At 63.1% G+C, this 23770-nt stretch carries 24 protein-coding genes; 14 read left to right on the plus strand and 10 right to left on the minus strand.

The window, feature by feature from the left end; translation table 11 throughout:
* Nucleotides 1-882 (plus strand): ABC transporter permease subunit, encoded by an 882-nt coding sequence (locus LJY18_RS19110; protein ID WP_238043780.1) that lies wholly within the window; start codon nucleotides 1-3, stop codon nucleotides 880-882.
* Nucleotides 879-1778 (plus strand): ABC transporter permease subunit, encoded by a 900-nt coding sequence (locus tag LJY18_RS19115; protein ID WP_238043508.1) that lies wholly within the window; start codon nucleotides 879-881, stop codon nucleotides 1776-1778. The genes LJY18_RS19110 and LJY18_RS19115 overlap by 4 nt, the downstream gene beginning before the upstream one ends.
* 102 nt (nucleotides 1779-1880) lie before the next feature.
* On the opposite strand, the gene LJY18_RS19120 is transcribed toward LJY18_RS19115, so the two are convergent.
* Nucleotides 1881-2033, minus strand: a complete 153-nt coding sequence (locus LJY18_RS19120) for a hypothetical protein (protein WP_238043509.1) — start codon at nucleotides 2031-2033, stop codon at nucleotides 1881-1883.
* A gap of 402 nt (nucleotides 2034-2435) precedes the next feature.
* Here LJY18_RS19120 and LJY18_RS19125 point away from each other — a divergent pair, with 402 nt between their 5' ends.
* From LJY18_RS19125 to LJY18_RS19145, 5 genes are all read left to right on the plus strand, one after another.
* Nucleotides 2436-2996 (plus strand): RNA polymerase sigma factor, encoded by a 561-nt coding sequence (locus LJY18_RS19125; protein WP_238043511.1) that lies wholly within the window; start codon nucleotides 2436-2438, stop codon nucleotides 2994-2996.
* Nucleotides 2989-3432, plus strand: coding sequence for an anti-sigma factor family protein (locus LJY18_RS19130; RefSeq protein ID WP_238043512.1), 444 nt, complete (start codon nucleotides 2989-2991; stop codon nucleotides 3430-3432). Before LJY18_RS19125 ends, LJY18_RS19130 begins: the two co-directional genes overlap by 8 nt.
* Entirely contained in the window at nucleotides 3429-3893 is a 465-nt protein-coding gene (locus tag LJY18_RS19135; protein ID WP_238043513.1) for a Spy/CpxP family protein refolding chaperone, read from the plus strand. The genes LJY18_RS19130 and LJY18_RS19135 overlap by 4 nt, the downstream gene beginning before the upstream one ends.
* 101 nt (nucleotides 3894-3994) lie before the next feature.
* Nucleotides 3995-4483, plus strand: coding sequence for a hypothetical protein (locus LJY18_RS19140; RefSeq protein WP_238043514.1), 489 nt, complete (start codon nucleotides 3995-3997; stop codon nucleotides 4481-4483).
* Nucleotides 4484-4710: 227 nt separating this feature from the next.
* The gene (locus tag LJY18_RS19145) at nucleotides 4711-6651 is read left to right on the plus strand and encodes a DNA topoisomerase III (protein ID WP_238043515.1); all 1941 of its coding nucleotides are present in this window, start codon (nucleotides 4711-4713) and stop codon (nucleotides 6649-6651) included.
* A gap of 500 nt (nucleotides 6652-7151) precedes the next feature.
* On the opposite strand, the gene LJY18_RS19150 is transcribed toward LJY18_RS19145, so the two are convergent.
* Both LJY18_RS19150 and LJY18_RS19155 read right to left on the minus strand, forming a co-directional pair.
* Complete coding sequence (locus LJY18_RS19150) at nucleotides 7152-8651, minus strand: methyl-accepting chemotaxis protein (RefSeq protein WP_238043516.1); 1500 nt, start codon at nucleotides 8649-8651, stop codon at nucleotides 7152-7154.
* 295 nt (nucleotides 8652-8946) lie between these two features.
* A complete protein-coding gene (locus LJY18_RS19155; protein ID WP_238043517.1) occupies nucleotides 8947-9519 on the minus strand; it encodes a DUF6436 domain-containing protein in 573 nt (190 codons plus the stop codon).
* Nucleotides 9520-9708: 189 nt separating this feature from the next.
* On the opposite strand from LJY18_RS19155, the gene LJY18_RS19160 reads away from it, so the two are divergent.
* Nucleotides 9709-10641 (plus strand): alpha/beta hydrolase, encoded by a 933-nt coding sequence (locus LJY18_RS19160; protein WP_238043518.1) that lies wholly within the window; start codon nucleotides 9709-9711, stop codon nucleotides 10639-10641.
* A gap of 58 nt (nucleotides 10642-10699) precedes the next feature.
* On the opposite strand, the gene LJY18_RS19165 is transcribed toward LJY18_RS19160, so the two are convergent.
* Nucleotides 10700-11467, minus strand: coding sequence for a hypothetical protein (locus LJY18_RS19165; RefSeq protein WP_238043520.1), 768 nt, complete (start codon nucleotides 11465-11467; stop codon nucleotides 10700-10702).
* Nucleotides 11468-11553: 86 nt separating this feature from the next.
* On the opposite strand from LJY18_RS19165, the gene LJY18_RS19170 reads away from it, so the two are divergent.
* The 3 genes from LJY18_RS19170 to LJY18_RS19180 are packed head-to-tail and all read left to right on the plus strand — an operon-like array spanning nucleotide 11554 to nucleotide 13197.
* Nucleotides 11554-12177, plus strand: a complete 624-nt coding sequence (locus LJY18_RS19170; RefSeq protein WP_238043522.1) for a 2OG-Fe(II) oxygenase — start codon at nucleotides 11554-11556, stop codon at nucleotides 12175-12177.
* Between the two features lie 34 nt (nucleotides 12178-12211).
* On the plus strand, nucleotides 12212-12727 hold the full coding sequence (locus tag LJY18_RS19175; protein WP_238043524.1) for a DUF523 domain-containing protein: 516 nt from the start codon (nucleotides 12212-12214) through the stop codon (nucleotides 12725-12727).
* Between the two features lie 35 nt (nucleotides 12728-12762).
* Complete coding sequence (locus LJY18_RS19180; RefSeq protein ID WP_238043526.1) at nucleotides 12763-13197, plus strand: DUF4399 domain-containing protein; 435 nt, start codon at nucleotides 12763-12765, stop codon at nucleotides 13195-13197.
* Nucleotides 13198-13305: 108 nt separating this feature from the next.
* On the opposite strand, the gene gltS is transcribed toward LJY18_RS19180, so the two are convergent.
* Both gltS and serA read right to left on the minus strand, forming a co-directional pair.
* Nucleotides 13306-14526 carry a sodium/glutamate symporter gene (gene gltS, locus LJY18_RS19185; protein WP_238043528.1) on the minus strand — a complete coding sequence of 407 codons (1221 nt, stop codon included), beginning with the start codon at nucleotides 14524-14526 and terminating at the stop codon, nucleotides 13306-13308.
* Nucleotides 14527-14717: 191 nt separating this feature from the next.
* On the minus strand, nucleotides 14718-15947 hold the full coding sequence (gene serA / locus LJY18_RS19190) for a phosphoglycerate dehydrogenase (RefSeq protein WP_238043530.1): 1230 nt from the start codon (nucleotides 15945-15947) through the stop codon (nucleotides 14718-14720).
* Between the two features lie 329 nt (nucleotides 15948-16276).
* Between serA and LJY18_RS19195 the strand changes: the two genes are divergently transcribed.
* The 3 genes from LJY18_RS19195 (at nucleotide 16277) to LJY18_RS19205 (ending at nucleotide 19645) form a co-directional block, all read left to right on the plus strand.
* On the plus strand, nucleotides 16277-17671 hold the full coding sequence (locus LJY18_RS19195; protein ID WP_238043533.1) for an FAD-binding oxidoreductase: 1395 nt from the start codon (nucleotides 16277-16279) through the stop codon (nucleotides 17669-17671).
* A 267-nt stretch (nucleotides 17672-17938) separates the two neighbouring features.
* Nucleotides 17939-18604 carry a fumarylacetoacetate hydrolase family protein gene (locus LJY18_RS19200; RefSeq protein ID WP_238043535.1) on the plus strand — a complete coding sequence of 222 codons (666 nt, stop codon included), beginning with the start codon at nucleotides 17939-17941 and terminating at the stop codon, nucleotides 18602-18604.
* Between the two features lie 102 nt (nucleotides 18605-18706).
* Nucleotides 18707-19645, plus strand: coding sequence for an SdiA-regulated domain-containing protein (locus LJY18_RS19205; RefSeq protein WP_238043537.1), 939 nt, complete (start codon nucleotides 18707-18709; stop codon nucleotides 19643-19645).
* Between the two features lie 226 nt (nucleotides 19646-19871).
* Here the strand turns inward: LJY18_RS19205 and LJY18_RS19210 are convergent, their stop codons facing one another.
* The 4 genes from LJY18_RS19210 to LJY18_RS19225 all read right to left on the minus strand — a co-directional run bounded on the left by LJY18_RS19210 (nucleotide 19872) and on the right by LJY18_RS19225 (nucleotide 23724).
* Nucleotides 19872-20204 carry a YegP family protein gene (locus LJY18_RS19210; RefSeq protein WP_238043539.1) on the minus strand — a complete coding sequence of 111 codons (333 nt, stop codon included), beginning with the start codon at nucleotides 20202-20204 and terminating at the stop codon, nucleotides 19872-19874.
* Nucleotides 20205-20330: 126 nt separating this feature from the next.
* A complete protein-coding gene (gene rpiA, locus LJY18_RS19215) occupies nucleotides 20331-21002 on the minus strand; it encodes a ribose-5-phosphate isomerase RpiA (protein ID WP_238043542.1) in 672 nt (223 codons plus the stop codon).
* 79 nt (nucleotides 21003-21081) lie between these two features.
* On the minus strand, nucleotides 21082-22356 hold the full coding sequence (gene preA, locus LJY18_RS19220) for an NAD-dependent dihydropyrimidine dehydrogenase subunit PreA (RefSeq protein WP_238043544.1): 1275 nt from the start codon (nucleotides 22354-22356) through the stop codon (nucleotides 21082-21084).
* Nucleotides 22357-23724: an NAD(P)-dependent oxidoreductase gene (locus tag LJY18_RS19225; RefSeq protein WP_238043547.1), complete on the minus strand. Its 1368-nt coding sequence runs from the start codon at nucleotides 23722-23724 to the stop codon at nucleotides 22357-22359. It abuts the gene before it with no gap.
* Between the last annotated feature and the right edge of the window lie 46 nt (nucleotides 23725-23770).

Consider the following 23770-nt stretch of genomic DNA (forward strand, 5'->3'; position numbering starts at 1 on the left):
ATGCCCACAGGGAGGCACTTCGTTATCGGAGTGCCCTTCATCTGGTTGTTCCTGTTCTTCCTGCTGCCCTTCATCATCGTCTTGAAGATCAGCTTTGCCGAAGCCGACGTGGCCATTCCACCCTATACGGAGATTTACAACTGGGCGGAACAGCAACTGTCGATTGTCCTCAACCTGAGTAACTACATCTTCCTCAGCGAGGACGATCTGTACCTGGCCGCCTACCTCGGCTCAATAAAGATGGCCTTTATCAGTACCGCCTTGTGCGTGCTGATCGGTTATCCGATGGCTTATGCCATCGCCCGGGCTGACAAGGACATGCAGATGGTGTTTCTGTTGCTGATCATGATGCCGACCTGGACGGCGATTCTGATCCGCGTCTATGCCTGGATGGGCATCCTCAGCAGTAATGGCCTGCTCAACAGCTTGCTGCTGAGTATCGGGGTAATCGACTCGCCGCTGCGCATTCTCAACACCAACCTCGCGGTGTATATCGGCATCGTCTACTCCTACCTGCCGTTCATGGTGTTGCCGCTCTATGCCAACCTGGTGAAGCACGACCAGAGTCTGCTGGAGGCCGCCTCCGACCTGGGCTCGAGCAACATCAACAGCTTCTGGAGAATCACCGTGCCGTTGTCGAAGAACGGCATCATCGCCGGCTGCATGCTGGTGTTCATTCCGGCGGTCGGGGAGTTCGTCATCCCAGAGCTGCTCGGCGGTCCGGAGACACTGATGATCGGCAAGGTGCTCTGGCAGGAGTTCTTCAATAATCGCGACTGGCCCGTGGCCTCGGCCTTGGCGGTGGTGATGCTGGCGGTTCTGATCATTCCGATCATTCTGTTCAACCGCAGCCAAGCTAAAGAAATGGAGGGCCGGGCATGAAGCGTTTCAGTTTCTCCACCCTGATGTTGTGGGCAGGCTTCCTGTTTATCTACTTGCCGATGCTGATCCTGGTGATCTATTCGTTCAACGGTTCGCGCCTGGTCACGGTGTGGGGCGGCTGGTCGGTGAAGTGGTACGTCGGTCTGCTCGACAACACCCAACTGATGGGCGCGGTGATGCGCTCCCTGGAAATCGCCTGCTACACCGCGATTGCCGCAGTTATCCTCGGCACCATGGCGGCCTTCGTCCTGACGCGGGTAACCCGCTTCAAGGGCCGCACCGTGTTCGGCGGGCTGGTCACGGCACCCCTGGTGATGCCGGAAGTGATCACCGGTCTGTCGCTGCTCCTGCTGTTCGTGGCCATGGCCCAGTTGATCGGCTGGCCGAGCGAGCGCGGCATCGTGACTATCTGGATCGCCCACACTACCTTCTGTACCGCCTATGTCTCGGTGGTGGTGTCCTCGCGTCTGCGTGAACTGGATCTGTCGATCGAGGAGGCGGCCATGGACCTGGGCGCCAAGCCCTTGAAGGTGTTCTTCATGATCACCATCCCGATGATCGCGCCGTCCCTGGCGGCCGGCGGCATGATGTCCTTCGCCCTGTCGCTGGACGACCTGGTGCTGGCCAGCTTCGTCTCCGGACCCGGCGCCACGACCCTGCCGATGGAGGTGTTCTCCGCCGTGCGCCTGGGGGTGAAACCGGAAATCAACGCGATCGCCAGCTTGATCCTGTTGTCGGTGTCGCTGATGACCTTCATGGTCTGGTTCATCGCCCGTCGCGCCGAGGTCGCGCGCAAGAAAGCAGTACAGCAAGCCATGGATGAAACCGCTGGCGTTCGGGACCAAGTGGGCCCGGACAGCCGCCGCGATCCTTCGCAGGTGCATGCGCCCGCCTAGGCAGTTGTATGGGTAAACAAACAAGGGTCACTGCGGTGACCCTTTTTTGTGGGGATTTTGCGCACGACTCCTGCGCAGGGAGGCTTCGGCGCAGTTGTTGGCTCACTCGAGGCTCCTGCCTTCGCCGGCTTCCTCATGGGGCACCTGGTCGTGGATGGGCGTGAAGGAGGGGATGTCTTGTCCATCATGAGTGACGACAATGATTGCCGTCTCGAACTTGCGCGCCGTGTCGTTGAGGATGCGCATGACCGCCATGGCGCGCGTGCCATCAATCCGCCATGGAGCAGCACCAACGCCGTCAGTTAAAGCTTCTCTTCCATTCGGTCCACTACACTGCGGCGATGCGGGTAGCGTCTTTGCCGCTCGGCCGTTTCGGCGGCGAAGATCATCGTGTCCTGGTCAGGTGCTGCGTGGGGGTACCTGTCTCCCTGCCGGCGCGGGTTCAGGCGCGCGGATCATGGGGTTTTTGCCGGCAAGTCCCCTCGCGGGTCGAATAATAGGGCTCCCAATTGCGTGGCCCGCACTGCGACGCGGCTTCGCCGACAATCGGGTGAAGATTCCACGCTGAGTCCATATAAATGGAACATTTGCCCGGCTGGCAGCGTTAAATCCGTAACGCAGCGTGCAGGGGCCGATGTCTTGGGCAGAAAAGTTGATATGCACGATTCGGAAGAACAGTTGATCAAGCAGGCTCAAGCAGGCAATCGGCATGCCTTCGGCTCGCTGATGCAGCGCAACCAGGCGCGCGTATTCCAGTTTGTCCGGCGTCTGTGCGCAGGCGGCGACGAGGCCCTGGACATCACCCAAGACACCTTCCTCAAGGCATATCTGGCCTTGGACAAATGGCGGCCCGAGGCACGCTTTCAGACCTGGTTGTTGCAAATCGCCCGCAACACCACCCTGGATGCGTTGCGTCAGCGGCGGCGCCAGCCATGCGAAGCCCTCGAGGACGCCAGTCAACTACTCAGCCCTGTGGCTTCTCCGGAACAACAGTTAGCTGGCTCGCAGCGCATTGCCCTGTTGGAGCGCCTGCTTGCCCGGCTGCCGCTGGAGCACCGCGAAATCTTGCTGCTGCGTGAAGTCGAGGGCCTGTCTTATGCTGAGCTGGCAACCACCTTGGGAATCCAGCAAGGAACGGTCAAGTCGCGGCTGGCCCGGGCCCGCGAGGCCATGCTGAGCAGTTATCGACACGCGAGCGGAGGGCAACTAAATGACTGAGCACCCGGATATGGAGGCGCTGTCCGCCTACCTCGATGGCGAGTCTGATCCACTGGCAAGCCGCTTTATCGCCACGCATTTGGCCGTCTGCCCCAGTTGCGCCACGGTTGTTCGCGACTTGCAGGCAATCAGCCAAGGCTTGCGTGCGCTGGTGCCAGAGCAACCGCCGGTCGATCTAACCGCGCGCGTCAGCGTCTTGCTCGAGAGCCCGCGCCTGAGCCCCCGCCGATCGGCCAGATGGCGTAATCGGCTGCCGGTCGCAGCGGGGGCGGCGGCATCGGTACTGTTTGGCGTGCTGATCGGCTCCGCCTTACCCCCGGAACCGCCGGCGTCCGCTTCGCTGAGCCTGAATGCCCTGGCCGTGCTGGGGAGCGCCCCGCCCGGCGCGCTTTGTGCTCGCCCTGAATCCTGCTACCTGAAGGTAACCCTGAAATGACGCACGCCTCCCTTCGTACCGCACTGGTCTTTTCGTTACTGGTCAATGTCGGCGTACTCGCCGCCGCAGGCTGGCAAATGCTCCCGCGTGATGGTCTGCCGATGCCCTCAGGGGCGCCTACCAGCCTGTCCCGTCACCTCCAGTTGAGTGCCGATCAACTGCAACGCTGGCATGACGCCGAGGTGCTGTTCTTCACCCAGTTGCACGCCTCCGGCGGCGCCATCAAAGAGCACCGTGACCGGCTGATCGAGGCGATCTTCGGAGATACCCCAGACCCTGAATTGATCGAGCGCGAGCGGGTCGCGATCGCCCGCCTGCAAGACGCACAGCAGCAACAGGTTATCGAGCAGCTTCTGCTCGAACGGACCATTCTGACTTCCGAACAACGTCAACGGCTGGCGCAACTGCTCACGCAGCAGCCGGTCGGGCCATCCGGTTTCGAAAGCCTGCACCGTGAATAGGCGCAAAAGATGGAACAAAAAACTCCCGGGCGACGTTCAAGTAAATGAAATCAGTCGCTGAGATCGGCGACCATCATTTACTGCATTGACGGAGTCCCACCATGAACCTGCCCCCCCGTACAGCCATTCTCGCCCTGATCCTGGGCGCTTCCTCTCTGAGCTTTGCCCACGCCAGCCTGGCTAGCGAAGCCGCGCACCAGCACGGAGCCTCCACGCATGAGCTGCAACTGAACGCTGGCGAAAAATGGGCTACCGATGCGCCGTTGCGCAAGGCCATGGGGGCGCTGAATGGCGCCATGCAGACGTCATTGCCGGCCATCCATGACAACCAGCTGGGCGATGCGCAGTACGACCAACTGGCCGCTCGGATCAATGATGAAGTGGCCTATATGGTCAAGCATTGCAAGCTGGCACCCGAGGCCGACGCACAACTGCACCTGGTTATCGCCGAGCTGTTGGCCGGTGCCGACAGCATGGCCGGCAAGACTCCCGACGAGGCCCGTCGAAATGGGGCGGTCAAAGTCCTTGGTGCATTGCAAACCTATGCCACGTACTTCGCCGATACCTCCTTCGACACCATCGAGCATTGAGCTGATTCTGATGCAGGTTGCACCAATGCCTGACTGGGCATGGCCGACGGAGGGTCACCGCAGTGACCCTCTGTCGTGTAGTTGGCGATGCTCGGCAGCTGCTCGCTTTCCAGGTCGGCGATGCACCCAACGATTTTAACTGTACATCCATACAGATTAAGGTTGCCTGAACCCGCGCCACTGCGCATGCTGTGTGCCATCGCGACAAGGAATCAATGATGGCGGCCATGCAGCTCTTCCTCTGTGAGAAACCCTCCCAGGCCAAAGACATCGCCAAGGTGCTCGGCGCCAACCGGCGTGGCGATGGCTGCTGGCTGGGCAGCAACCTGACGGTGACCTGGTGCATTGGCCACCTGCTGGAAACCGCCCCGCCGGATGCCTACGATGCCCGCTACAAACGCTGGGTGCTGAGTGACCTGCCAATCATCCCCGAGCGCTGGAAGATGCTGGTCAAGCCCAAGACCTCCGGCCAGTTCAAGGTGGTCAAGCGCCTGCTCGGCGAAGCCGGCGAGCTGGTCATCGCCACCGACGCCGACCGCGAGGGCGAGATGATCGCCCGCGAGCTGGTCGAGCATTGCCGCTATCGCGGGCCGATCCGGCGCCTCTGGCTGTCGGCCCTGGACGACGCCTCGATCCGCAAGGCCCTGGCCGCGCTCAAGCCCGGCGCCGAGACCTTCAGCCTCTACCATTCGGCGCTGGGCCGCTCGCGCGCCGACTGGCTGATCGGCATGAACATGAGCCGGCTGTTCACCCTGCTCGGCCAGCAGTCCGGTTATCAGGGCGTGCTGCCGGTGGGCCGGGTACAGACCCCGACCCTGCGCCTGGTGGTCGATCGCGACCGCAGCATCGCCGATTTCGTGCCGCTGCCGTACTGGGCCATCGAGGTGCCGCTGCTGGCCGACGACACCACGTTCAGCGCCCAGTGGCGAGCCGCGGCGGATGTCTGTGACGAGCAGGGCCGTTGTTTGCATCAGGCGCTGGCGCAGGAGGCGGCGATCGCCATGGGTAATGCGGGCAGTGCACGGGTGGTGAAACTGCGCACCGAGCGCATGCGCGAAGCGCCGCCGCTGTTGTTCGATCTGGGCACCCTGCAGGAAGTCTGCTCCAAGAAGCTTGGCCTCGGCGCCCAGGAAACCCTGGATATCGCCCAGGCGCTCTACGAAACCCACAAGGTAATCACCTACCCGCGCAGCGACTGTGGCTACCTGCCGCTCAGCCAGCACGCCGAGGCGCCGGCCATCCTCGCTGCGCTGGGCCGGGCCGATTCAGGCCTGGCCGGCCTGCTCGAGCACTTGGACCCGCAACGCCGCTCGCGGGCCTGGAACGATGCCAAGGTCAGCGCCCACCACGGCATCATCCCGACCGCCGCCGCGCTGAACCTGGAGCGCCTGGTCGGCAAGCAACGGGCGGTCTATACCCTGATCCGCGCCCGCTACCTGGCGCAGTTCCTGCCCAGCCACGAATACGACCGCACCCAGGCGGATTTCGACTGCGCCGGCCAGGCCCTGCGCGCGGTCGGCAAGGTCATTGTCGAACCTGGCTGGCGCCGTGCCTTGCCCGAAGCCCTGGCACCCGCCAAAGGCCGCGAAGCGCCAGTCGCACAAGCACTGCCGGCCCTGCGCCAAGGGCAGGACTGCGCAGTGCTGGGCGTGACCCTCAAGGACCTCTGGACCCAGCCGCCGAAACCCTTCACCGAGGGCGACCTGATCAAGGCGATGAAGAACGTCGCCAAGCTGGTCGAGGACCCGCGGCTCAAGCAGAAACTCAAGGACACCACCGGCATCGGCACCGAAGCGACCCGCGCCGGCATCATCCAGGGCCTGCTCGACCGCGGCTACCTGCTCAAACAGGGCAAGGCACTGGCGGCGACTCCGGCCGCCTTCAGCCTGATCGATGCTGTCCCCCGCGCCATCGCCGACCCCGGCACCACGGCAATCTGGGAGCAGGCGCTGGACATGGTCCAGAGCGGCGAGATGAGTCTGGACGACTTCGTCGCCAAACAGTCGGCCTGGATGAGCAAGCAGGTGCAACGCTGCGCCGGCCTGCGCCTGACCATCAGCGGCCCCGCCAGCCCGGCCGCTGCCGCGCCCTGGAAAGGCAAACGCAAGACCGGCAAGCGCAAGGCGACGGCGAGTAAGCGGGTAGGCAAGCCGGTTGCGCGAGGGTGAGCGGGACATCCAGGCTGCATCGCTTAATCACGCAAGCCACGACTGCTGGGCCAGATTAAACGCCTTGGCGCGTCGGCGGCTGAAAGCGCGCGCCTTCACGTAGACGACCGCCTGGGGATGGCCCGAAGTAGTCATGTGTTACTTCGACCCTTGCCGAGGTTAAAAGCGCAACAACAAGCCATTGCCCGCGCCTTTGCGTCTTTCTGGCTGCCGACAACCCCTCTTCACGACTGTTTCCCTCGCTCTGCCCGCAGGCCGAATGTGCAACTGAGGGAAACCAGTTGCTCAACCGCGTGCGCTTCTGGTTTGAGGTCAATCTGGGCGTGCGCCTGTGTGATCTGCTGCTCCGCGCCAAGGCCCTTGGTGTCAGCGTGGCCGGTTTGCCGCGGGATTTGGTAGCAGCAGAGCTTTCGCCACCTGCACGATGAGGTGCGTAGCCTGCAGCTTTGCCGTGTTGTCGCCGTTCTATCCCGTTTTCCGGTTTCGGCAGGGCGACCGTGCTAGCTGCTGACGCGAAAGCGCCGGCTCAGGCTGTTCAACCGTTCGGCCAACGTGCTGAGCTGCTGACCATCACTGCTGAGCTTTTGCGCATCGCTGAGATTCTGCTCGGCCACTTGCTGCACGCTGTTGAGGTGCTGGCTGACTTCCGCACTGGTCGCCGCCTGCTGGTGGGTGGCAGCTGCAATCAGTTCGTTCATCTGGGTGATGGCGTTGATGTCCTGCGCCACTGCGCCGAGCAGTTCGGCGGTGGCCTGACTGTCCTTCACGCAATTGCGCACGCTGTCGCGGCTTTCCTGCATGGCAGAAGCGGCTTGCCGGCTACCCTGTTGCAGGCTGCTGATGATCTGCTGGATTTCGGCGGTGGACAGCGCGGTTTTCTGCGCCAGGTTGCGCACCTCATCGGCGACTACGGCAAAGCCACGGCCCTGATCGCCTGCACGGGCAGCTTCGATGGCGGCGTTGAGGGCCAGCAGGTTGGTTTGTTCGGCAATCGAGCGGATCACCTCCAGCACCTTGCCGATCTGTTCGGATTGATTGGCCAGCGCTTGTACTTCACTTTCGGTGACGTCGATCTGCGTGGCCAGCTTGCCGATCTCGCTGCGCACATGGTTGACCGAGCGGCTGCCCTCGGAGGCCTGCTGGTTAGCCGTTTGCGCCGCACTCGCGGCCCCGTCTGCATGCCCAGCGACTTCATCGATGGCATTGCTCATCTGCTGCATGGCCGAACTCATGTAGGCAATTTCACCCTGCTGGCGGTCTGCACCGCTGCTTAGATGACCGGTGGCCTGCACCAGGTTGTCGCCCATTTGCTGCAGCCCCTGGGTGTCCTTGATCACATCGCTGACCAGCTCATCGAGGGTGTTGAGAAAGCGGTTGAAGCCTTTGCTGACCTCGCCCTGTGCGCTGCTGCGGTAGCTAAGATCAATCGTATCGTCGTGTTTGGTGAGTTGTTCGGCGGCCTGCATCAACGCCGCGCCTTCGACTGCTTCGGCATGAGTCTGTCGGGCCAGGTAGATCAGGATCGCGCTTTCCATCACGACATAGAACGCATGCAGGAAGATGATCGGCCAGCTGCCATCGTTCACCACAACCACCTCAACACCCTGCGATTGCAGGGCGAAGAAACTCAGGTGATGCACTGCAATCACCGTGGCGGCCACCACGATGGGCAGCCAATCGCGGTAATACACCAGAAATGCCAGCAGCACGAAGATGCCAAAGTGCATTTCCAGCATGCCGCCAGCCTGGTTGATGTGCAGCGCCGACATCACCATAAAGGCCGCGCCAATCGCGCAACGCAGCAGACGCCTGCCGGCGATCAGCTGATGCAGCACACTCATCACCGCCACCGTACCGCCGCCGACCAGCAGTGCCTGGCCCCAGGTGCCTTGCCAAGCCGCGAGGCCCAGCGAGTAGAGGAACATCAGCCAGAGCACGCCCAGCATGATGCGATCCGCTTTGCGGTAGTGCTGTTCAAGGGGAGAAAGACTGTCAGGCATGTCGAGGCACTCGGTTAATGGCGTTGTACTCACTGCTGAGTATGGCGGCCATCCGTGGGCTCGCAGAGTATTTTCTGGTACCTAAGTTATACAAGATAATTACTTTGTACAACTGTCGTTAAATTATTGTGGGTTGTTGCTGGGCCGCAGACAGCCGGTTGCAGGGAGTGACCGCGATAGGCTGAATCTAGCCTTCCAAGCGGGCCGGGCAGGGGTTCTCTAGTGTGCTTCTACCGGAAGTGAGGTGCGGTAGTTCCCCCGGCGGCGTGTGCCCGCTGGTTTGAATTTGAAATAGTCAGTTGCTCTGCCAGTCGCAGAAGCAGCCTAGCGCCAGGGTGTTGCTGGCATTGACCGGGCGCCCAGCGCTCAGGGCCTCGAGGATGGGCTCGATGAAGCTGTTACTGGAGGTACAGGTGACCCCTTCGCTGTAGGGGCCGAAATAGGCCAGCTGACCCTGCTTGTCCCAGATCGCCACTGCGGGGCTGGCCGGTATGCCCGCGCTGCCGGGGAGCGCGGCCAGGGCTTGAATGGCGCTCAGGCTGGCCGGTAACTGACCCTTGCTGCCAGGTTTCTGCACGGCATGGAAGCTCACGCCCAAGGGGCCGAAGTGCTTGATCAGTTCGCCCAGGTGTTGCTGATTGCCGATGTTGCACGGGCAGGCCGGATCCCAGAAATGCACCAGGCGAATCGGCCCGGGGCCGGCCAGTTCGGCGGGCAGGCGCAGCTGCTCACCATAGAACAAGGCGGCCTGCTCGCTGAAACTGCGCAGGTAGCGTGCTTCATACCACCAATAGGCGGCGAACATGGCAGCGGCCCAGAGCAGGATCAGCAGGCTGGCGAGTAGGGTCTTGCGGTTGGGGCTGGACATGGCACATTCGGCAGGTGAAAGGACGCATAGCTTGCCATGGCCTGCCGGGCAGCAGAATATCTTTAACAGTCCGCCGCTTGCTGGAAAACGGCGAATGCCTTTGCGAGTACGGCCTACGCGCCCCCGCGTTATTCAACGGCCTGCTGTATCTGTTCCGCGGGAAGCCCGCCTGATTTGATGGAAAGTTTTATGCCAGACCGTTTTAAGCCCGCAGACCTGGTCGCCAGTCTGCGACCCTTGGCCGCCGCGACCATGGCTTTGCCACACGAGCAGGCGTACCGGCGTTTCTACGGCTTCGGGCAGTTGCCGACCGAGGGCAGCCTGCTCGGCTATTTTCAGGTCGGCGCATACCGAATTGCCGCTCAGGTCTGGTTGCCGCCGGCTCCGCGCGCCACCTTGCTGTTAATCCATGGCTATTACGACCACAGCGGCCTGTATCGCCATGTGATCGAGTGGGCGCTTGGCCTTGGCTTTGCCGTGTTGGCGATCGACCTGCCAGGGCACGGTCTGTCCAGCGGCGCGCGCGCCAGCATCGGCGACTTTTCCGAGTATCAACTGGTGCTGCAGGGTGCGCTGGAGCAGGCCGCCGCCCTTGACCTGCCGCAGCCCTGGCACCTGTGCGGGCAAAGTACCGGCGGCGCGATCCTGATCGACTATCTGTTGACCGGCAAACCCGGGCCCGAAGTGGGCGAGGCGATTCTGCTGGCGCCGCTGGTGCGGCCGCGGGCCTGGGCCTGGTCGCAGTTGAGCTATCGACTGCTGAAGCCCTTCATCCGCGAGATTCCACGGCGCTTCAGCGACAATTCGAGCGATCCCGAGTTTATCGACTTCGTGCACAATCGCGATCCGTTGCAGTCGCGCAGCCTGCCAACCGCCTGGGTTGGCGCCTTGAGCCAATGGGTGCCGCGGATCGAGGGGGCGCCACGCAGCGCGCGCAGCCCGCTGATCATCCAGGGCGAAGCGGACATGACCGTGGACTGGCAGCACAACCTGAGGCTATTGCAGGACAAGTTCGCCGCGCCGGAGATCCTGCGCCTGGCCGAGGCGCGCCATCACCTGGCCAACGAGTCGGCAGCACTGCGCCAGCGCTATTTCGATTTTCTGCGCGAGCGTTTGGCCTGAGCGGCTGGGGGGCAACTTAGGCTGGGCGAAGCCCAGCGCAGGCTATTCAGCTGCGCTGTCAGATCCCCCGGGGTGCCGGCGCCAGGTCGGCGCTGCTCTGGCCGACGGCCAGGCCGGCGCGGATGGCTGCCAGGGCGGCCTGATAGTAGGCCTGACCTGCTGTCGATTGGGCGAAGCTGACGAATTCTTCCAGCTCCGGATCGGACAGTTCGCGGTAGACGTGCAGCAGGGTGTTGTCCAGGTCCGCGCCGATCTGCTCCATCAGGCGCTGGCGCTGGGTGTTGAGCAAACCCTGGGCGCTATCGCCACCGAACAGGCCGGGGAGCATCTGGCTGAGGCTATCGGCCGCGACCCCGGCGAGGGCCAGGCTGACTTCGGCGCCGGCCTCCTTGGCCGGCAGCGCCTGGGCCAGGTGGCGGATCAGCAGGCGACGGGTGGCGGCGGCTTCGATGCGCGGCAAGCCTTTTTCATAGAGTGCCAGCTGGTCGCGGCGGGTGGCGAGTTGTTCGGCGGCGATCACCTTGCGACCCAGTTCCGACTGGAAAAACTGCAGGGCCGGTAGCGGGTCGGTGAGGTTTCGCCGCAGGCTTTGCTGCGCGCGTTGATCGATGGCCAGCGGGGCGAAGCGCTGGTTGCTGTTGTTCACCAGCGCCTGGTAGACCGCTGGCGGCAGGCTGTTGCGATAGCGCGTCTGTGCGGCACTCAGGGCATCGTTGAAATGCACGCGTTGCTGCGGCCAGCCGGCTGCCTGGTAGAGCTGATCTTGCGCATCTGCCAGGCTGGGGAGGCTGAGGAACAACAGTAAAACTATGGATAGGACGCGCATACAGACTCCTGTCTAGCGGGCAGCTATTTTCGGTGGCTTGGCGGAGCTTGTCGAGGCGTAGCCAGCAGACTGATAGAATCGCCGGCATGACTATTTCAACTCATTCTGCGCTGTTGGCGCGCATCGTTGACGACCTGGCCGAACAAGGTTGGTCGCTGCAAACGTTGTTCGCTCCACAGACTCTGACCCTCGAACTCGCCGAAGAGTGCCGCAAACGTGCTGCGCAGGGTGAATTAACCCCCGCCAGCATCGGCCGCGGCACTGGCCAGGAGATACGCGAAGGGGTGCGCGGCGATCGTATTCAATGGCTGGATGCCGGCTTGTCGCCGGCTTGCGACCAGTATCTGGCGCTGATGGACGGGCTGCGCCAGGCACTCAATCGCGAGCTCTATCTGGGCCTGGAAGACTACGAGTGCCACTTTGCCATGTATCCGCCCGGCGCCTTCTACCAGAAACATCTCGATCGTTTCCGCGATGACGACCGCCGTGCGGTGTCGGCCGTGTTCTATCTCAACCCACAGTGGCAGCCCGAGCAGGGCGGCGCCTTGCGCCTCTATCTGGCGGACGCGACGACGCGTGATGTGCCACCAGAGGCCGGCAGCCTGCTGGTGTTCCTTTCCGCGGACATGCCCCATGAGGTGTTGCCGGCGACCCGCGAGCGCTTGTCACTGACCGGCTGGTTCCGTCGGCGCGGCGACGACCCGCTGTAGGTCAGCCGATGGCTGATAGTCCCCAGGAGAATGTATGCAGAAGATTCTGGTCAGTCGCTGCCTGCTCGGTCACCGCGTGCGCTACGACGGCGGCGCCCATGGTCCCTTCGATCTGCTCCAGCGTTGGCAGGCCGAGGGGCGGGTGGTCGCGCTCTGTCCGGAAGTCGCCGGCGGCTTGCTGACCCCGCGAGCGGCGGCGGAAATCCCCTCGGGCCAGGGGGCGCCGGTGCTCGACGGCCTGCTGCCGGTACGGACTATCGATGGCGAGGACGTCACGGCGGCCTTCGTCGCCGGCGCCGAACAGGCCCTGAGCCTGGTCCGGCAGCACGGCATCCGTCTGGCGCTGCTCAAGGCGCGCAGCCCGTCGTGCGGCAATCGCGAGAACTACGACGGCAGCTTCAGCGGTGTGAAAGTCGCCGGCGAAGGTGTCACCGCTGCCGCCCTGCGCCGTGCCGGAGTGCTGGTGTTCAGCGAGGAAGAACTGGAAGCGGCGTCCTTGGCGCTGGCGGCGCTGGAGGATTTGCCAGGCGAAGGCGCGCCCCTCGACTAGAGTCATAGTTCTCGTCTTTGCTTGAGGTATGCGCTATGAATCCTGTGTTCGCTGGTCTTGGTCTGCTTGCCGCGCTGCTCGCGCCCCTCGGTTCGGCCTGGGCGCAAACGCCGCGCACCCCGGCGCCGGAAGGGGCGCAGGTGTACTTTATCGAGCCGGCCGATGGCGCGATGGTGGGACAGCACTTCACCGTCAAGTTCGGCCTCAAGGGCATGGGTGTGGCGCCAGCCGGCACGGATGCGCCGGCCACTGGTCATCACCATCTGCTGGTGGATGTCGCTGAACTGCCGGCGATGGACATGCCGCTGCCGGCGACCGACAACATCCGCCACTTCGGCAAGGGCCAGACCGAGACCGAGCTGAGCCTGCCGCCGGGCCAGCACACCCTGCAACTGCTGATCGGCGACAAGAGCCATGTGCCGCTCGATCCGCCAGTCATGTCGCAGAAGATCAGCATCACGGTGCAGTAACGCGGGGCGACCTTGCTGCTCCGGCGGACTGACGCACCGCGACGAAAGGACTCATCGCGCCTTTTCGCATCGTCCCGGTGAGCCCTTTTCACGCCGCCTGAGGCGTGTTCAGCCGGCGCCGCTGAACCAGCCAAAGCCCAGCAGCAGCTGCACCAGGGTGGCGTTGGCGATGTCGATGAAGAAGGCACCGAGCAGCGGGATCACCAGGTAGGCCTTGGGGCTGGGGCCGAAGCGGCTGGTCAGGGCGTTCATGTTGGCGATGCCTACCGGTGTGGCGCCCAGGCCCATGCCGATGAAGCCGGCGCAGATGCAGGCTGCGTCATAGTCGCGCCCGAGCAGGGGAAACACCAGCCACACGCTGAACAGGGCGATCACTGCGGCCTGGATCAGCATTATCAGGCTGATCATGCCCAGCGCGCCCTGCAGCGACAGCAGCGGCAGGCTGATCAGGCTCATGCCGAGAAACAGTTGCAGGCTCAGGTCGCCCATCAGCTGGATCGGTCGCTGATCCACCTCGATCTTGCACAGCTCCAGGCCATTGGTCAGCAGGATTCCGAGGAGCATGGCGGTGAGAAAGGCCGGCAAGCGTGTTCCCAGCGCAGCCAGCCAGTCATACACGGCCGCGCCCAGGGCGAAGCACAGGGCCATCAGCAGCACCGCGGTCAGCAGGCTATTGAGGTCAATCAAGTAGGTGGTGCGCTTGCCGACTTCGATGTGCGGCAGTTCAGGCTCGCGGTGAGCGGGCGACAGACGGTGCCGGCGGATCAGGAGGGCCGCGACGGGGCCGCCGATCAGTCCGCCGCTGATCAGCCCGACAGTGGCGAAGGTCATGCCCAGGGTGCTGGCATTTGCCAGGCCGAAGTGTTGCTCGAACAGCACCCCCCAGGTAAGCGCTGTGCCGTGGCCGCCGGCCAAGGAAATGCTGCCACCAATCAGACCGTAGAGCGGGCTTTTACCGGCAAGCATGGCCAGCGCCGTGCCAGTGAGGTTCTGGAAAAGCAGGAACACCACGGCCAGGCCCAGCATTATCGCCAGTGCCTTGCCGCCCTCAAGCATCTGGCGCAGCTTGGCGGACAGGCCGATGGTGCTGAAGAAGCCGATCAGTAGCAGGTCACGCAGTTGCAGGTCGAAGCGGATTTGCCAGCCGGTGGGTAACTCAATGAGCGCGACCAGGGCGCTGATCAGCAAACCGCCGCTCACCGCAGGCGGAATGTTGTAGCGATTGAATACGCTGATTTTGTGGTTTATGCGATAGCCCAGCCACAGCGCGACTATCGCCAGTGCCAGGGTGGTTGCGGTGTTGACCAGGATAATCGGAGGAACTTGCATGGGCTGCCTTTGAGCGCGTGCTGCTCATGGCCTGGCGGCGACTCGCGCTCCCGCAGGAGCCTGTCGTGGGGGCGCTCGATTGCAAGATGACCACTCCAAGCGCTCATCTTGCCCCCTCAAGCTTAGTCAGGACCAAACGCGGCGCAAAAAAAGGGAGGCCTGAGCCCCCCATGTGCACTGTCGATGCAGCGTTAGAACAGGACGCGGCTACGGATGGTGCCGTTGACGTGTTGCAGCTTCTCCAGCGCCAGGTCGGAATAGTCGGCGTCGACGTCGATCACCACATAGCCAACCTTGTCGTTGGTCTGCAGGAACTGACCGGAGATGTTGATGCCGTTTTCGGCGAACACCTGGTTGATCTCGCTCATCACGCCCGGCACGTTCTGGTGAATGTGCAGCAGGCGGTGCTTGCCCGGATGTGCCGGCAGGGCGACTTCGGGGAAGTTGACCGAGGACACCGAGGTGCCATTGTCGCTGTACTTGACCAGTTTCTCCGCCACTTCCAGGCCGATGTTGGCCTGTGCCTCGGCGGTTGAGCCGCCGATATGCGGGGTCAGGATCACCCGATCCAGGCCGCGCAGCGGGCTCTCGAACTCTTCGTCGTTGGACTTGGGCTCGACCGGGAACACGTCGATGGCCGCGCCGATCAGGTGTTCATCCTTGATTGCCTGGGCCAGGTGCTCCAGCTCGACCACGGTGCCGCGGGCGGCGTTGATCAGGATGCCGCCCTTCTTCATGGCGCGGATTTCCTTCTCGCCGATCATCCACTGGGTGGACGGCAGTTCCGGCACGTGCAGGGAAATGATGTCGCACATCCCCAGCAGGTCATGCAGCTTGGCGATCTGGGTGGCGTTGCCCAGCGGCAGCTTGGTCACGGTGTCGTAGAAGAACACCTGCATGCCCAGGGCTTCGGCCAGAACCGAAAGCTGGGTGCCGATCGAGCCGTAGCCAACGATGCCGAGCTTCTTGCCGCGGATTTCGAAGGAGTTGGCTGCGCTCTTGATCCAGCCACCGCGGTGGCAGGAAGCGTTCTTTTCCGGGATGCCACGCAGCAGCAGGATGGCCTGGGCCAGCACCAGTTCGGCCACCGAGCGGGTGTTCGAGTAGGGCGCGTTGAACACGGCGATACCGCGCTCACGGGCGGCGTCGAGGTCGACCTGGTTGGTGCCGATGCAGAAGCAGCCAACTGCCACCAGGCGGTTGGCGCAATCGAAGACTTCGGCGGTCAACTGGGTGCGCGAGCGAATGCCAATGAAGTGCGCGTCGGCGATCTTTTCTTTCAGCTCGTCGTCGGACAGTGCGCCCTTGTGGTACTCGATGTTGGTGTAGCCGGCAGCCTTCAGGGTGTCCACGGCATTCTGGTGGACGCCTTCGAGAAGAAGGAACTTGATCTTGCTCTTGTCGAGAGAGGTCTTGCTCATCGGAGTACCTGTTGTCCCACAAATAGTGTCAGGGAAAGGGCCAGCGGCGTTGCTGACTGCGTCCCGCAGATCGGCCATCAGCAATTGAAAGCCACTGGGCTCGGCCATAAAGCGTTGAAGCCTGGCTGAAAATGCGCATTTCCACTGAGCAAACTGCGCCTTCCCGGCTGCTTTCGGCTTGTCTGGCCTTGGCTCGCTACGCTTTCAATGCCCTGCTGGAGGGCACGATTCACGGGGTGCGTATGCTAGCATAAGCGCCCCGCGAAACACCCACCCCTGGCACATGAAGCGTGCTCAGGGTGACCATGAATCGTTTGAGAGTTCCGTAGATGACCAATCCTGCGCTGATCGAAGAGCTGAAGACCCTGGTTGAGCCCGGCAAGGTGTTGACCGACGCCGATTCCCTCAACACCTATGGCAAGGATTGGACCAAGCATTTCGCCCCGGCTCCCTGCGCCATCGTCTTTCCCAAGAGCATCGAGCAGGTGCAGGCCATCGTCCGTTGGGCCAATCAGCACAAGGTCGCCCTGGTGCCGTCGGGCGGGCGCACCGGGCTGTCGGCCGCAGCCGTTGCCGCCAATGGCGAAGTGGTGGTGGCCTTCGATTATATGAACCAGATTCTCGCGTTCAACGAATTCGACCGCAGCGTGGTCTGTCAGCCGGGTGTGGTGACCAAGCAGCTGCAGCTGTTCGCCGAAGAGCACGGGCTGTACTACCCGGTGGATTTCGCCTCCAGCGGATCGAGCCAGTTGGGTGGCAATATCGGCACCAATGCCGGCGGGATCAAGGTGATTCGCTACGGCATGACCCGCAACTGGGTGGCCGGTCTCAAGGTCGTCACCGGCACCGGCGAGCTGCTGGAGCTGAACAAGGACCTGATCAAGAACGCCACCGGTTACGACCTGCGCCAGCTGTTTATCGGCGCCGAAGGCACCCTGGGCTTCGTGGTCGAGGCCACCATGCGCCTCGATCGCACCCCGCAGAACCTCACCGCCATGGTCCTCGGCGCCGCCGACTTCGACTCGATCATGCCGGTGCTGCACGCCTTCCAGAACAAGCTGGACCTGACCGCCTTCGAGTTTTTCTCCGACAAGGCCCTGGCCAAGATCATGGGCCGTGGCGACGTGCCGGCACCGTTCGAGACCGACTGCCCGTTCTATGCGCTGCTGGAGTTCGAAGCCAGCACCGAGGAAGTGGCCGATGCCGCTCTCGCCACCTTCGAGCATTGCGTCGAGCAGGGCTGGGTGCTCGACGGCGTGATGAGCCAGAGCGAACAGCAACTGCAGAACCTGTGGAAGCTGCGCGAATACATCTCCGAGACCATCAGCCACTGGACCCCGTACAAGAACGACATCTCGGTCACGGTGTCGAAAGTGCCGGCCTTCCTGCACGATATCGACGCCATCGTCGCTGAACACTACCCGGACTTCGAGATCGTCTGGTTCGGCCACATTGGTGACGGCAACCTGCACCTGAACATCCTCAAGCCGGAAAACCTGTCCAAGGACGAGTTCTTCGCCAGGTGTACGACGGTCAACAAGTGGGTGTTCGAGACCGTGCTGAAGTACAAGGGCTCAATCAGTGCCGAACATGGTGTCGGCATGACCAAGCGCGACTACCTGCACTACAGTCGCTCGGAAGCAGAAATCGGCTACATGAAGGCAATCAAGGCGGTGTTCGACCCGAACGGGATCATGAACCCGGGCAAGATCTTCCCGCTCTGAAAGCTGCTGCGCTTGGACATGCGGCGTAGGCAAAGTCAGGAAAAATGCGGATTGGCAGTAGCCAACTCCGCTTTTTCCCGGCTCCGCCGCCTTGCCTTCGCTCGCGAGGCATTCAGCCAGCTGATTGACTCTTTGGTCGAAACGACAGCCCGCGATGATTCGCCGACTATGGGCGATCAACTATTCCGATCGTAGGGTGGCTTTGCCCGCCCTACACAGCCTGCTCCCACAAAGAGCGGTGCAATGCATTCCCATAAGGAGTTGCCCATGAGCTACCAGCATCAGTATGTCGATGGCACCCATATCCATTTCCCCATGGGCAAGGTGGTGTGCATCGGCCGCAACTACGCCGAACACGCCAAGGAACTGAACAACCCGGTGCCGAGCGAGCCCCTGTTGTTCATCAAGGCCGGCAGCTGTGTGGTGCCGCTGGACGACGGTTTCGCCATCCCCGCTGAGCGTGGTGCGGTGCATTACGAGGCGGAAATTGCCGTGCTGATCGGCAAGCCATTGTCGCGCACACCGAATGCCGAAGAAGTGCTGGACGCGATTTCCGGCTTTGCCCCGGCCCTCGACCTGACCCTGCGCGACCTGCAGGCCAAGCTCAAGGAGAAGGGGTACCCCTGGGAAATCGCCAAATCCTTCGATGGCGCCTGCGTGCTGGCGCCCTTCGTGCCGGGCGACGCGCTGGAGGACCTGAGCGACATCGGTATTCGCCTCTCGATCAACGGCGAAGTGCGTCAGGACGGCAACAGCCGCGACATGCTCAATCCGATTCTGCCGATGATCCAGCACATCGCCGGTCACTTCAGTCTGCAGCCGGGCGACGTGATCCTCACCGGTACGCCGGCCGGGGTCGGCCCGTTGCTCAAGGGCGATGAGCTGGTGCTCGAACTGGTCGGTCACTCGCGCTTCGTCAGCCGCGTGCTGTAACAGGCTCGCCGCGAACGGGGTGCCTGGAGGCGCCCCATTGGGAATCGAACTTCAAGCCCTGGTCGCTAGTCTGACGGCCATGGTTTTCTCGAGTCGTGCCCAATGCCTGTCCCACTCTGTCGTTTCATGCGCCTGCGCCGGCTGATGCTGGTGCTGCTGGTGCTATTGGTCGCCACGGCGTTGCTGATCAATTTCTTGCGGCTGGACGAGCGCGCCTGGTTCTGGCTCGAGGAAGGCCGCCTGAGTGTGGTCGAGCAGCAGGCGAGCATCTGGCTGCCGGGCTATCGCGCCGTCATGCAGGGCAAGTCGCTGTCCGGTCTGGAGCAGGATGAAACCTCAGGCCTGACTTACAACCCCGCCACCGACACCCTGTTCACCGTGACCGGCAAGCACCCGCAGCTGGTCGAGTTGACCCTGGGCGGCGAGGTGCTGCGGCGTATCCCGCTCAGCGGATTTTCCGATCCCGAGGGGGTTGAGGTCGTCTCTGACGGACGCCTGGCGATCATCGACGAGCGTCGGCGCAGCATGACGACGTTCAGTATCAGCGCCGACACCTTGAGCCTGGATGCCGGGGACTATCCGTCGTTCGACCTGGGTTTCGCCGATTCCGGCAACAAGGGTTTCGAGGGGATTGCCTGGGATTCGCTCAATCAGCGCGTGCTGCTCGGCAAGGAACGCGGTCCGCTGGGACTGTTCAGCTTGCCGTTTCCCGGCGAAGACGGCGCGGCCAGGACGCTGCAGGCCTTGCCCTCGAAGCGCGCGTTTGTCCGCGATATTTCTTCGTTGAGTTTCGATGCGCGCAGCGGTCACACCCTGGTGCTGTCCGACGAGTCGCGTTTGCTGCTGGAGTTGGATGAGCAGGGGCAGCCGGTCAGCTTCATCAGCCTGATCGGCGGTCTCAACGGTCTACACGAGAGCATCACCCAGGCCGAAGGCGTGACCATGGATGCGGCGGGCAATATCTACATCGTAGGTGAACCCAATCTGCTCTACGTCTTCAGCAAACCAGCACCTGTAGTGATGCCCACTCAGGTCGAATAAGCGCAGCGATGCCTGCGCACAACCCGCAGGCAGTGCAGCGTGGTTGATCAGTGTGGCGCGCATCCTGGCGGGTTATCGCTGTTGCCCAGGCAGCAGGGACTCATGGCCTCGCATGCGCAGGCGCAGGGCTGGGCGGCGACAAGCTGTACCCGGTCAGTGCGGCGGATCTGTTCCGTTTGTTGCAGACGCAAGCCGAGTGAATACCCGGCCTTCGCCTGCCAGTCCGTCAGCTTTCGTCGTGCAGGGACGCCGACGGTGCATTTTTCTTCACCGATTCGACGCCGTTCTGGCAGCCAGACTCGCTGGCATATAGCTGGCTCTGACCGACCACTTGGCCATTGGTAGCCTTGAGGACGAAGTGAAATTTGCCGCCGGCGGCGGGTTTGACCTCGAAGGCGCCCTCGCGCTGCGAGTTCTTCTGCACCGATTCGATGCCATTGAGGGCCGAGGCCTTGGTCTTGTACAGCTCGCTGGTGAGAATGATCTCGCCGTTGCCGGCGAGCAGGTTGAAGTGAAACTGCCCGTCCTTGGCTGTTTTCAGGTGAAATTTGCTGGCCATGCTGAGTTCCTTGACGTGGGGTGGAGTACCCCAGCAAGCCTAGCTCTCATTGCCTATCCGGCCAGTCCGCTCAGAGGTTGTGAAAATATCGTCTTGGGCGAGCGATATTTCACAGCCGCCCAGTACTCAGCGGGTCAGGGTTTTCACCCCGTCGGTCGTGCCGAGCAGCAGCACGTCTGCCGGGCGGGCGGCGAACAGGCCATTGGTGACCACGCCGACGATGTTGTTGATCTGCGCTTCCAGTTCGCGCGGGTTGACGATGGACAGGTTGTAGACGTCGAGGATCTGGTTGCCGTTGTCGGTGCTCACGCCCTCGCGGTACACCGGGTCGCCACCGAGCTTGACCAGTTCGCGGGCGACATGGCTGCGCGCCATCGGAATCACTTCGACCGGCAGCGGGAAGGCGCCGAGCACCGGCACCAGCTTGCTGGCGTCGGCGATGCAGATAAAAGTCTTGGCCACGGCGGCGACAATTTTCTCGCGGGTCAGGGCGGCGCCGCCGCCCTTGATCAGATTGAGGTGCTCGTCGCTTTCATCGGCGCCATCGACATAGAACTCCAGGTCGCTGACGGTATTCAGTTCGTAGACCGGAATACCATGGCCTTTCAGGCGCGTGGCAGTGGCTTCGGAACTGGCCACGGCGCCGTCGAACTCGGCCTTGTGCCGGGCCAATGCATCGATAAAGCAGTTGGCCGTGGAGCCGGTGCCGACCCCGACAACGCTCTTGGCGTCGAGCTGGGGGAGGATGAAGTCGACGGCAGCCTGGGCGACTGCTTGCTTGAGTTGATCCTGGTTCATCGCGGTCTGTGCCTGGGTGGAATTGGAAGGCGCGAATTATAGCCGCATGTGGCTGAAATCCTCGCCTTCCGCACGCCGTCTATGAGGCTTCGCGATACGGATTGCGCGGATCGTGCAGCCAGTCGAGGAACGGCTTGCCGGTGTCCTGCACCACCATCTCGATGCAGTCCTCGACTGGGCAGGTGATCTGGCACAGGTTGCAGCCCACGCATTCGTCGTCGATCACCTCGTATTTGTGGGTGCCGTCGGCCTGTTTGAGGCTGGCGATGGCCTGGTGCGCAGTATCTTCGCAGGCGATGTGGCAGCGGCCACAGCCAATGCAGGCGTCCTGGTCGATCTTGGCAATCACCTGGTAGTTGATGTCCAGGTACTTCCAGTCGGTGGTGTTGCCCACCGCACGGCCTGAGAAGTCCGCGAGGCTCTCGTAGCCCTGACTGTCCATCCAGCGCGACAGGCCGTCTTTCATCTCCTCGACGATGCGAAAGCCATGCAGCATCGCGGCGGTGCACACCTGTACCGCGCCACAGCCTAATGCGACGAATTCCGCCGCGTCGCGCCAGCTGCCAATGCCGCCGATACCGCAGATCGGCAAGCCTTGGGTTTCGGGGTCGCGGGCGATTTCAGCCACCATGTTCAGCGCGATCGGCTTGACCGCCGAGCCGCAGTAGCCGCCGTGGGTGCTCTGGCTGCCAACGATGGGGTTGGCGACCATACGCTCCAGGTCGACGCTGGTGATCGAGTTGATGGTGTTGATCAGCGAGACCGCATCGGCCCCGCCGCGGTAGGCGGCGCGGGCGGCCAGGCGTATGTCGGTGATGTTCGGCGTGAGTTTGACGATCACCGGCAGCGAGCTGTAGGTCTTGCACCAGCGGGTGACTTGTTCGACGTATTCCGGCACCTGGCCGACCGCCGCGCCCATGCCGCGCTCGGGCATGCCGTGGGGGCAGCCGAAGTTCAGTTCGATGCCGTCGCAGCCGGTGGCTTCCACCAGTGGCAGGATGGCCTTCCAGGACTCCTCGACGCAGGGCACCATCAGCGAGACGATCATGGCGCGATCCGGCCAGTCCTTCTTCACCTGGGTGATTTCGCGCAGGTTGATTTCCAGCGAGCGGTCGGTGATCAGCTCGATATTGTTGAAGCCGAGCACTTCCCGGTTGGCGCCGTAGTGCGCCGAATAGCGCGACGACACGTTGACCGCCGCCGGGTCTTCGCCGAGGGTCTTCCAGACTACCCCGCCCCAGCCGGCCTCGAAGGCGCGGACCACGTTGTAGGCCTTGTCGGTCGGCGGCGCGCTGGCCAGCCAGAACGGGTTGGGTGCCTTGATACCGGCGAATTCGATGGATAGATCAGCCATTTATGCGGCCTCCACGGTGAGCGTGAGATGGGAGTGGATGGCCTCGGCGGCCAGCTTGCCGTGTTGCACGGCCTGGACGGTCAGGTCCTGGCCCAGCGCCGTGCAGTCACCGCCGGCATAGATGCCGGGGAGGCTGGTGCGCAGTTGATCGTCGACCCAGATGCGCTCGCCCTCGCGCTTGAGTTCCTGGGCCAGCGGGTCGACCAGGGCTGCGCCATCGAAGGCCTGGCCGATGGCGGTGAAGATGGCGTCGGCGGCCAGTTCGAAGGTCTCGCCGGTGGGCTGCAGGCGGCCGTTGTCCAGGCGGGTGCGGGCGAAGCGCATGCCGCGCACCTGACCCTGATCGTCGAGCAGCACCTGCTCGGGTTGGGCCCAGGTCAGCAGGCGTACCTGGTTGTCCTTGGCGATGGCCTGCTCATGTTCGGTGGCGCCCATTTCGCCGAGGCCGCGGCGATACACCAGGTTGACGTCGTCGGCACCGAGTTTGCTCATCTGCACCGCCATGTCGATGGCGGTGTTGCCGGCGCCGAGGACGATGCAGCGCTTGGCCAGTGGCAACTGGCTGAGGTCGTCGGTCTGGCGCAGTTCACGGATGTAGTCGGTGGCGGCAAGCAGGCCCGGCGCGGCGTCGTCGGCCAGGCCGAGGCGCTTGCTGGCAGCCAGGCCGATGCCGAGGAATACCGCATCGAACTGCTGGTGCAGCTCGGACAGGCTGAGGTCATCGCCCAGTTTGTGACCGTGGCGGATCTCGATGCCGCCGATCTGCAGGAGAAACTCCAGTTCGCGCTGGGCGAAATCGTCCACCAGCTTGTACTTGGCAATGCCGTATTCGTTGAGGCCGCCGGCTTTCTCGCGGGCCTCGAAGATCACCACCTCGTGGCCGTGCATGGCCAGGCGATGGGCGCAGGACAGCCCCGCCGGGCCGGCACCGACCACGGCGATGCGCTTGCCACTGGCCGGGGCGCGCTGGAACGGGTGTTCGCTGAACTGCGCGTTGTCGATGGCATAGCGTTGCAGCAGGCCGATCAGTACCGGCGCGCACTCCTGTGCATTGTTACGCACGCAGGCCTGCTGGCAGAGGATTTCGGTGGGGCAGACGCGGGCGCAACTGCCGCCGAGGATATTCGCCGAGAGGATTTTCTCGGCCGCGCCCTGGACGTTTTCGTGGCTGATATTACGGATGAACGAGGGGATGTCGATCTCGCTCGGGCAGGCGTTGATGCAGGGCGCATCGTAGCAATACAGGCAGCGGGCGCTTTCCAGGGCGGCCTGGCGGGCGGTGAGCGGCGGGGCCAGATCGGTGAAGCGATCGGCCAGTTCGGCCGCGCCGGCATCCGGCCGCGGCAGGTGGCTGAGGGTGTCTATCACGGTTGTTGTCTCCCGGTTTTGTGGCTTTTATTGGGCAGTGAACAGC

It is taken from the genome of Pseudomonas sp. MMS21 TM103, from assembly GCF_022132145.1.
GTDB lineage: Bacteria > Pseudomonadota > Gammaproteobacteria > Pseudomonadales > Pseudomonadaceae > Aquipseudomonas.

What these genes read in the sequence shown, in the direction of transcription:
- LJY18_RS19145 (WP_238043515.1), top strand. Translation starts at nt 4,711, where the DNA reads ATGCAGCTCTTCCTCTGTGAGAAACCCTCCCAGGCCAAAGACATCGCC.
- serA (WP_238043530.1), bottom strand. Translation starts at nt 15,947, where the DNA reads ATGAGCAAGACCTCTCTCGACAAGAGCAAGATCAAGTTCCTTCTTCTC.
- LJY18_RS19170 (WP_238043522.1), top strand. Translation starts at nt 11,554, where the DNA reads ATGACTATTTCAACTCATTCTGCGCTGTTGGCGCGCATCGTTGACGAC.
- LJY18_RS19130 (WP_238043512.1), top strand. Translation starts at nt 2,989, where the DNA reads ATGACTGAGCACCCGGATATGGAGGCGCTGTCCGCCTACCTCGATGGC.
- LJY18_RS19155 (WP_238043517.1), bottom strand. Translation starts at nt 9,519, where the DNA reads ATGTCCAGCCCCAACCGCAAGACCCTACTCGCCAGCCTGCTGATCCTG.
- gltS (WP_238043528.1), bottom strand. Translation starts at nt 14,526, where the DNA reads ATGCAAGTTCCTCCGATTATCCTGGTCAACACCGCAACCACCCTGGCA.
- LJY18_RS19150 (WP_238043516.1), bottom strand. Translation starts at nt 8,651, where the DNA reads ATGCCTGACAGTCTTTCTCCCCTTGAACAGCACTACCGCAAAGCGGAT.
- LJY18_RS19180 (WP_238043526.1), top strand. Translation starts at nt 12,763, where the DNA reads ATGAATCCTGTGTTCGCTGGTCTTGGTCTGCTTGCCGCGCTGCTCGCG.
- LJY18_RS19120 (WP_238043509.1), bottom strand. Translation starts at nt 2,033, where the DNA reads ATGGCGGTCATGCGCATCCTCAACGACACGGCGCGCAAGTTCGAGACG.
- LJY18_RS19140 (WP_238043514.1), top strand. Translation starts at nt 3,995, where the DNA reads ATGAACCTGCCCCCCCGTACAGCCATTCTCGCCCTGATCCTGGGCGCT.
- LJY18_RS19135 (WP_238043513.1), top strand. Translation starts at nt 3,429, where the DNA reads ATGACGCACGCCTCCCTTCGTACCGCACTGGTCTTTTCGTTACTGGTC.
- LJY18_RS19175 (WP_238043524.1), top strand. Translation starts at nt 12,212, where the DNA reads ATGCAGAAGATTCTGGTCAGTCGCTGCCTGCTCGGTCACCGCGTGCGC.
- LJY18_RS19160 (WP_238043518.1), top strand. Translation starts at nt 9,709, where the DNA reads ATGCCAGACCGTTTTAAGCCCGCAGACCTGGTCGCCAGTCTGCGACCC.
- preA (WP_238043544.1), bottom strand. Translation starts at nt 22,356, where the DNA reads ATGGCTGATCTATCCATCGAATTCGCCGGTATCAAGGCACCCAACCCG.
- LJY18_RS19125 (WP_238043511.1), top strand. Translation starts at nt 2,436, where the DNA reads ATGCACGATTCGGAAGAACAGTTGATCAAGCAGGCTCAAGCAGGCAAT.
- LJY18_RS19200 (WP_238043535.1), top strand. Translation starts at nt 17,939, where the DNA reads ATGAGCTACCAGCATCAGTATGTCGATGGCACCCATATCCATTTCCCC.
- LJY18_RS19195 (WP_238043533.1), top strand. Translation starts at nt 16,277, where the DNA reads ATGACCAATCCTGCGCTGATCGAAGAGCTGAAGACCCTGGTTGAGCCC.
- LJY18_RS19165 (WP_238043520.1), bottom strand. Translation starts at nt 11,467, where the DNA reads ATGCGCGTCCTATCCATAGTTTTACTGTTGTTCCTCAGCCTCCCCAGC.
- rpiA (WP_238043542.1), bottom strand. Translation starts at nt 21,002, where the DNA reads ATGAACCAGGATCAACTCAAGCAAGCAGTCGCCCAGGCTGCCGTCGAC.
- LJY18_RS19210 (WP_238043539.1), bottom strand. Translation starts at nt 20,204, where the DNA reads ATGGCCAGCAAATTTCACCTGAAAACAGCCAAGGACGGGCAGTTTCAC.
- LJY18_RS19205 (WP_238043537.1), top strand. Translation starts at nt 18,707, where the DNA reads ATGCCTGTCCCACTCTGTCGTTTCATGCGCCTGCGCCGGCTGATGCTG.
- LJY18_RS19115 (WP_238043508.1), top strand. Translation starts at nt 879, where the DNA reads ATGAAGCGTTTCAGTTTCTCCACCCTGATGTTGTGGGCAGGCTTCCTG.
- LJY18_RS19110 (WP_238043780.1), top strand. Translation starts at nt 1, where the DNA reads ATGCCCACAGGGAGGCACTTCGTTATCGGAGTGCCCTTCATCTGGTTG.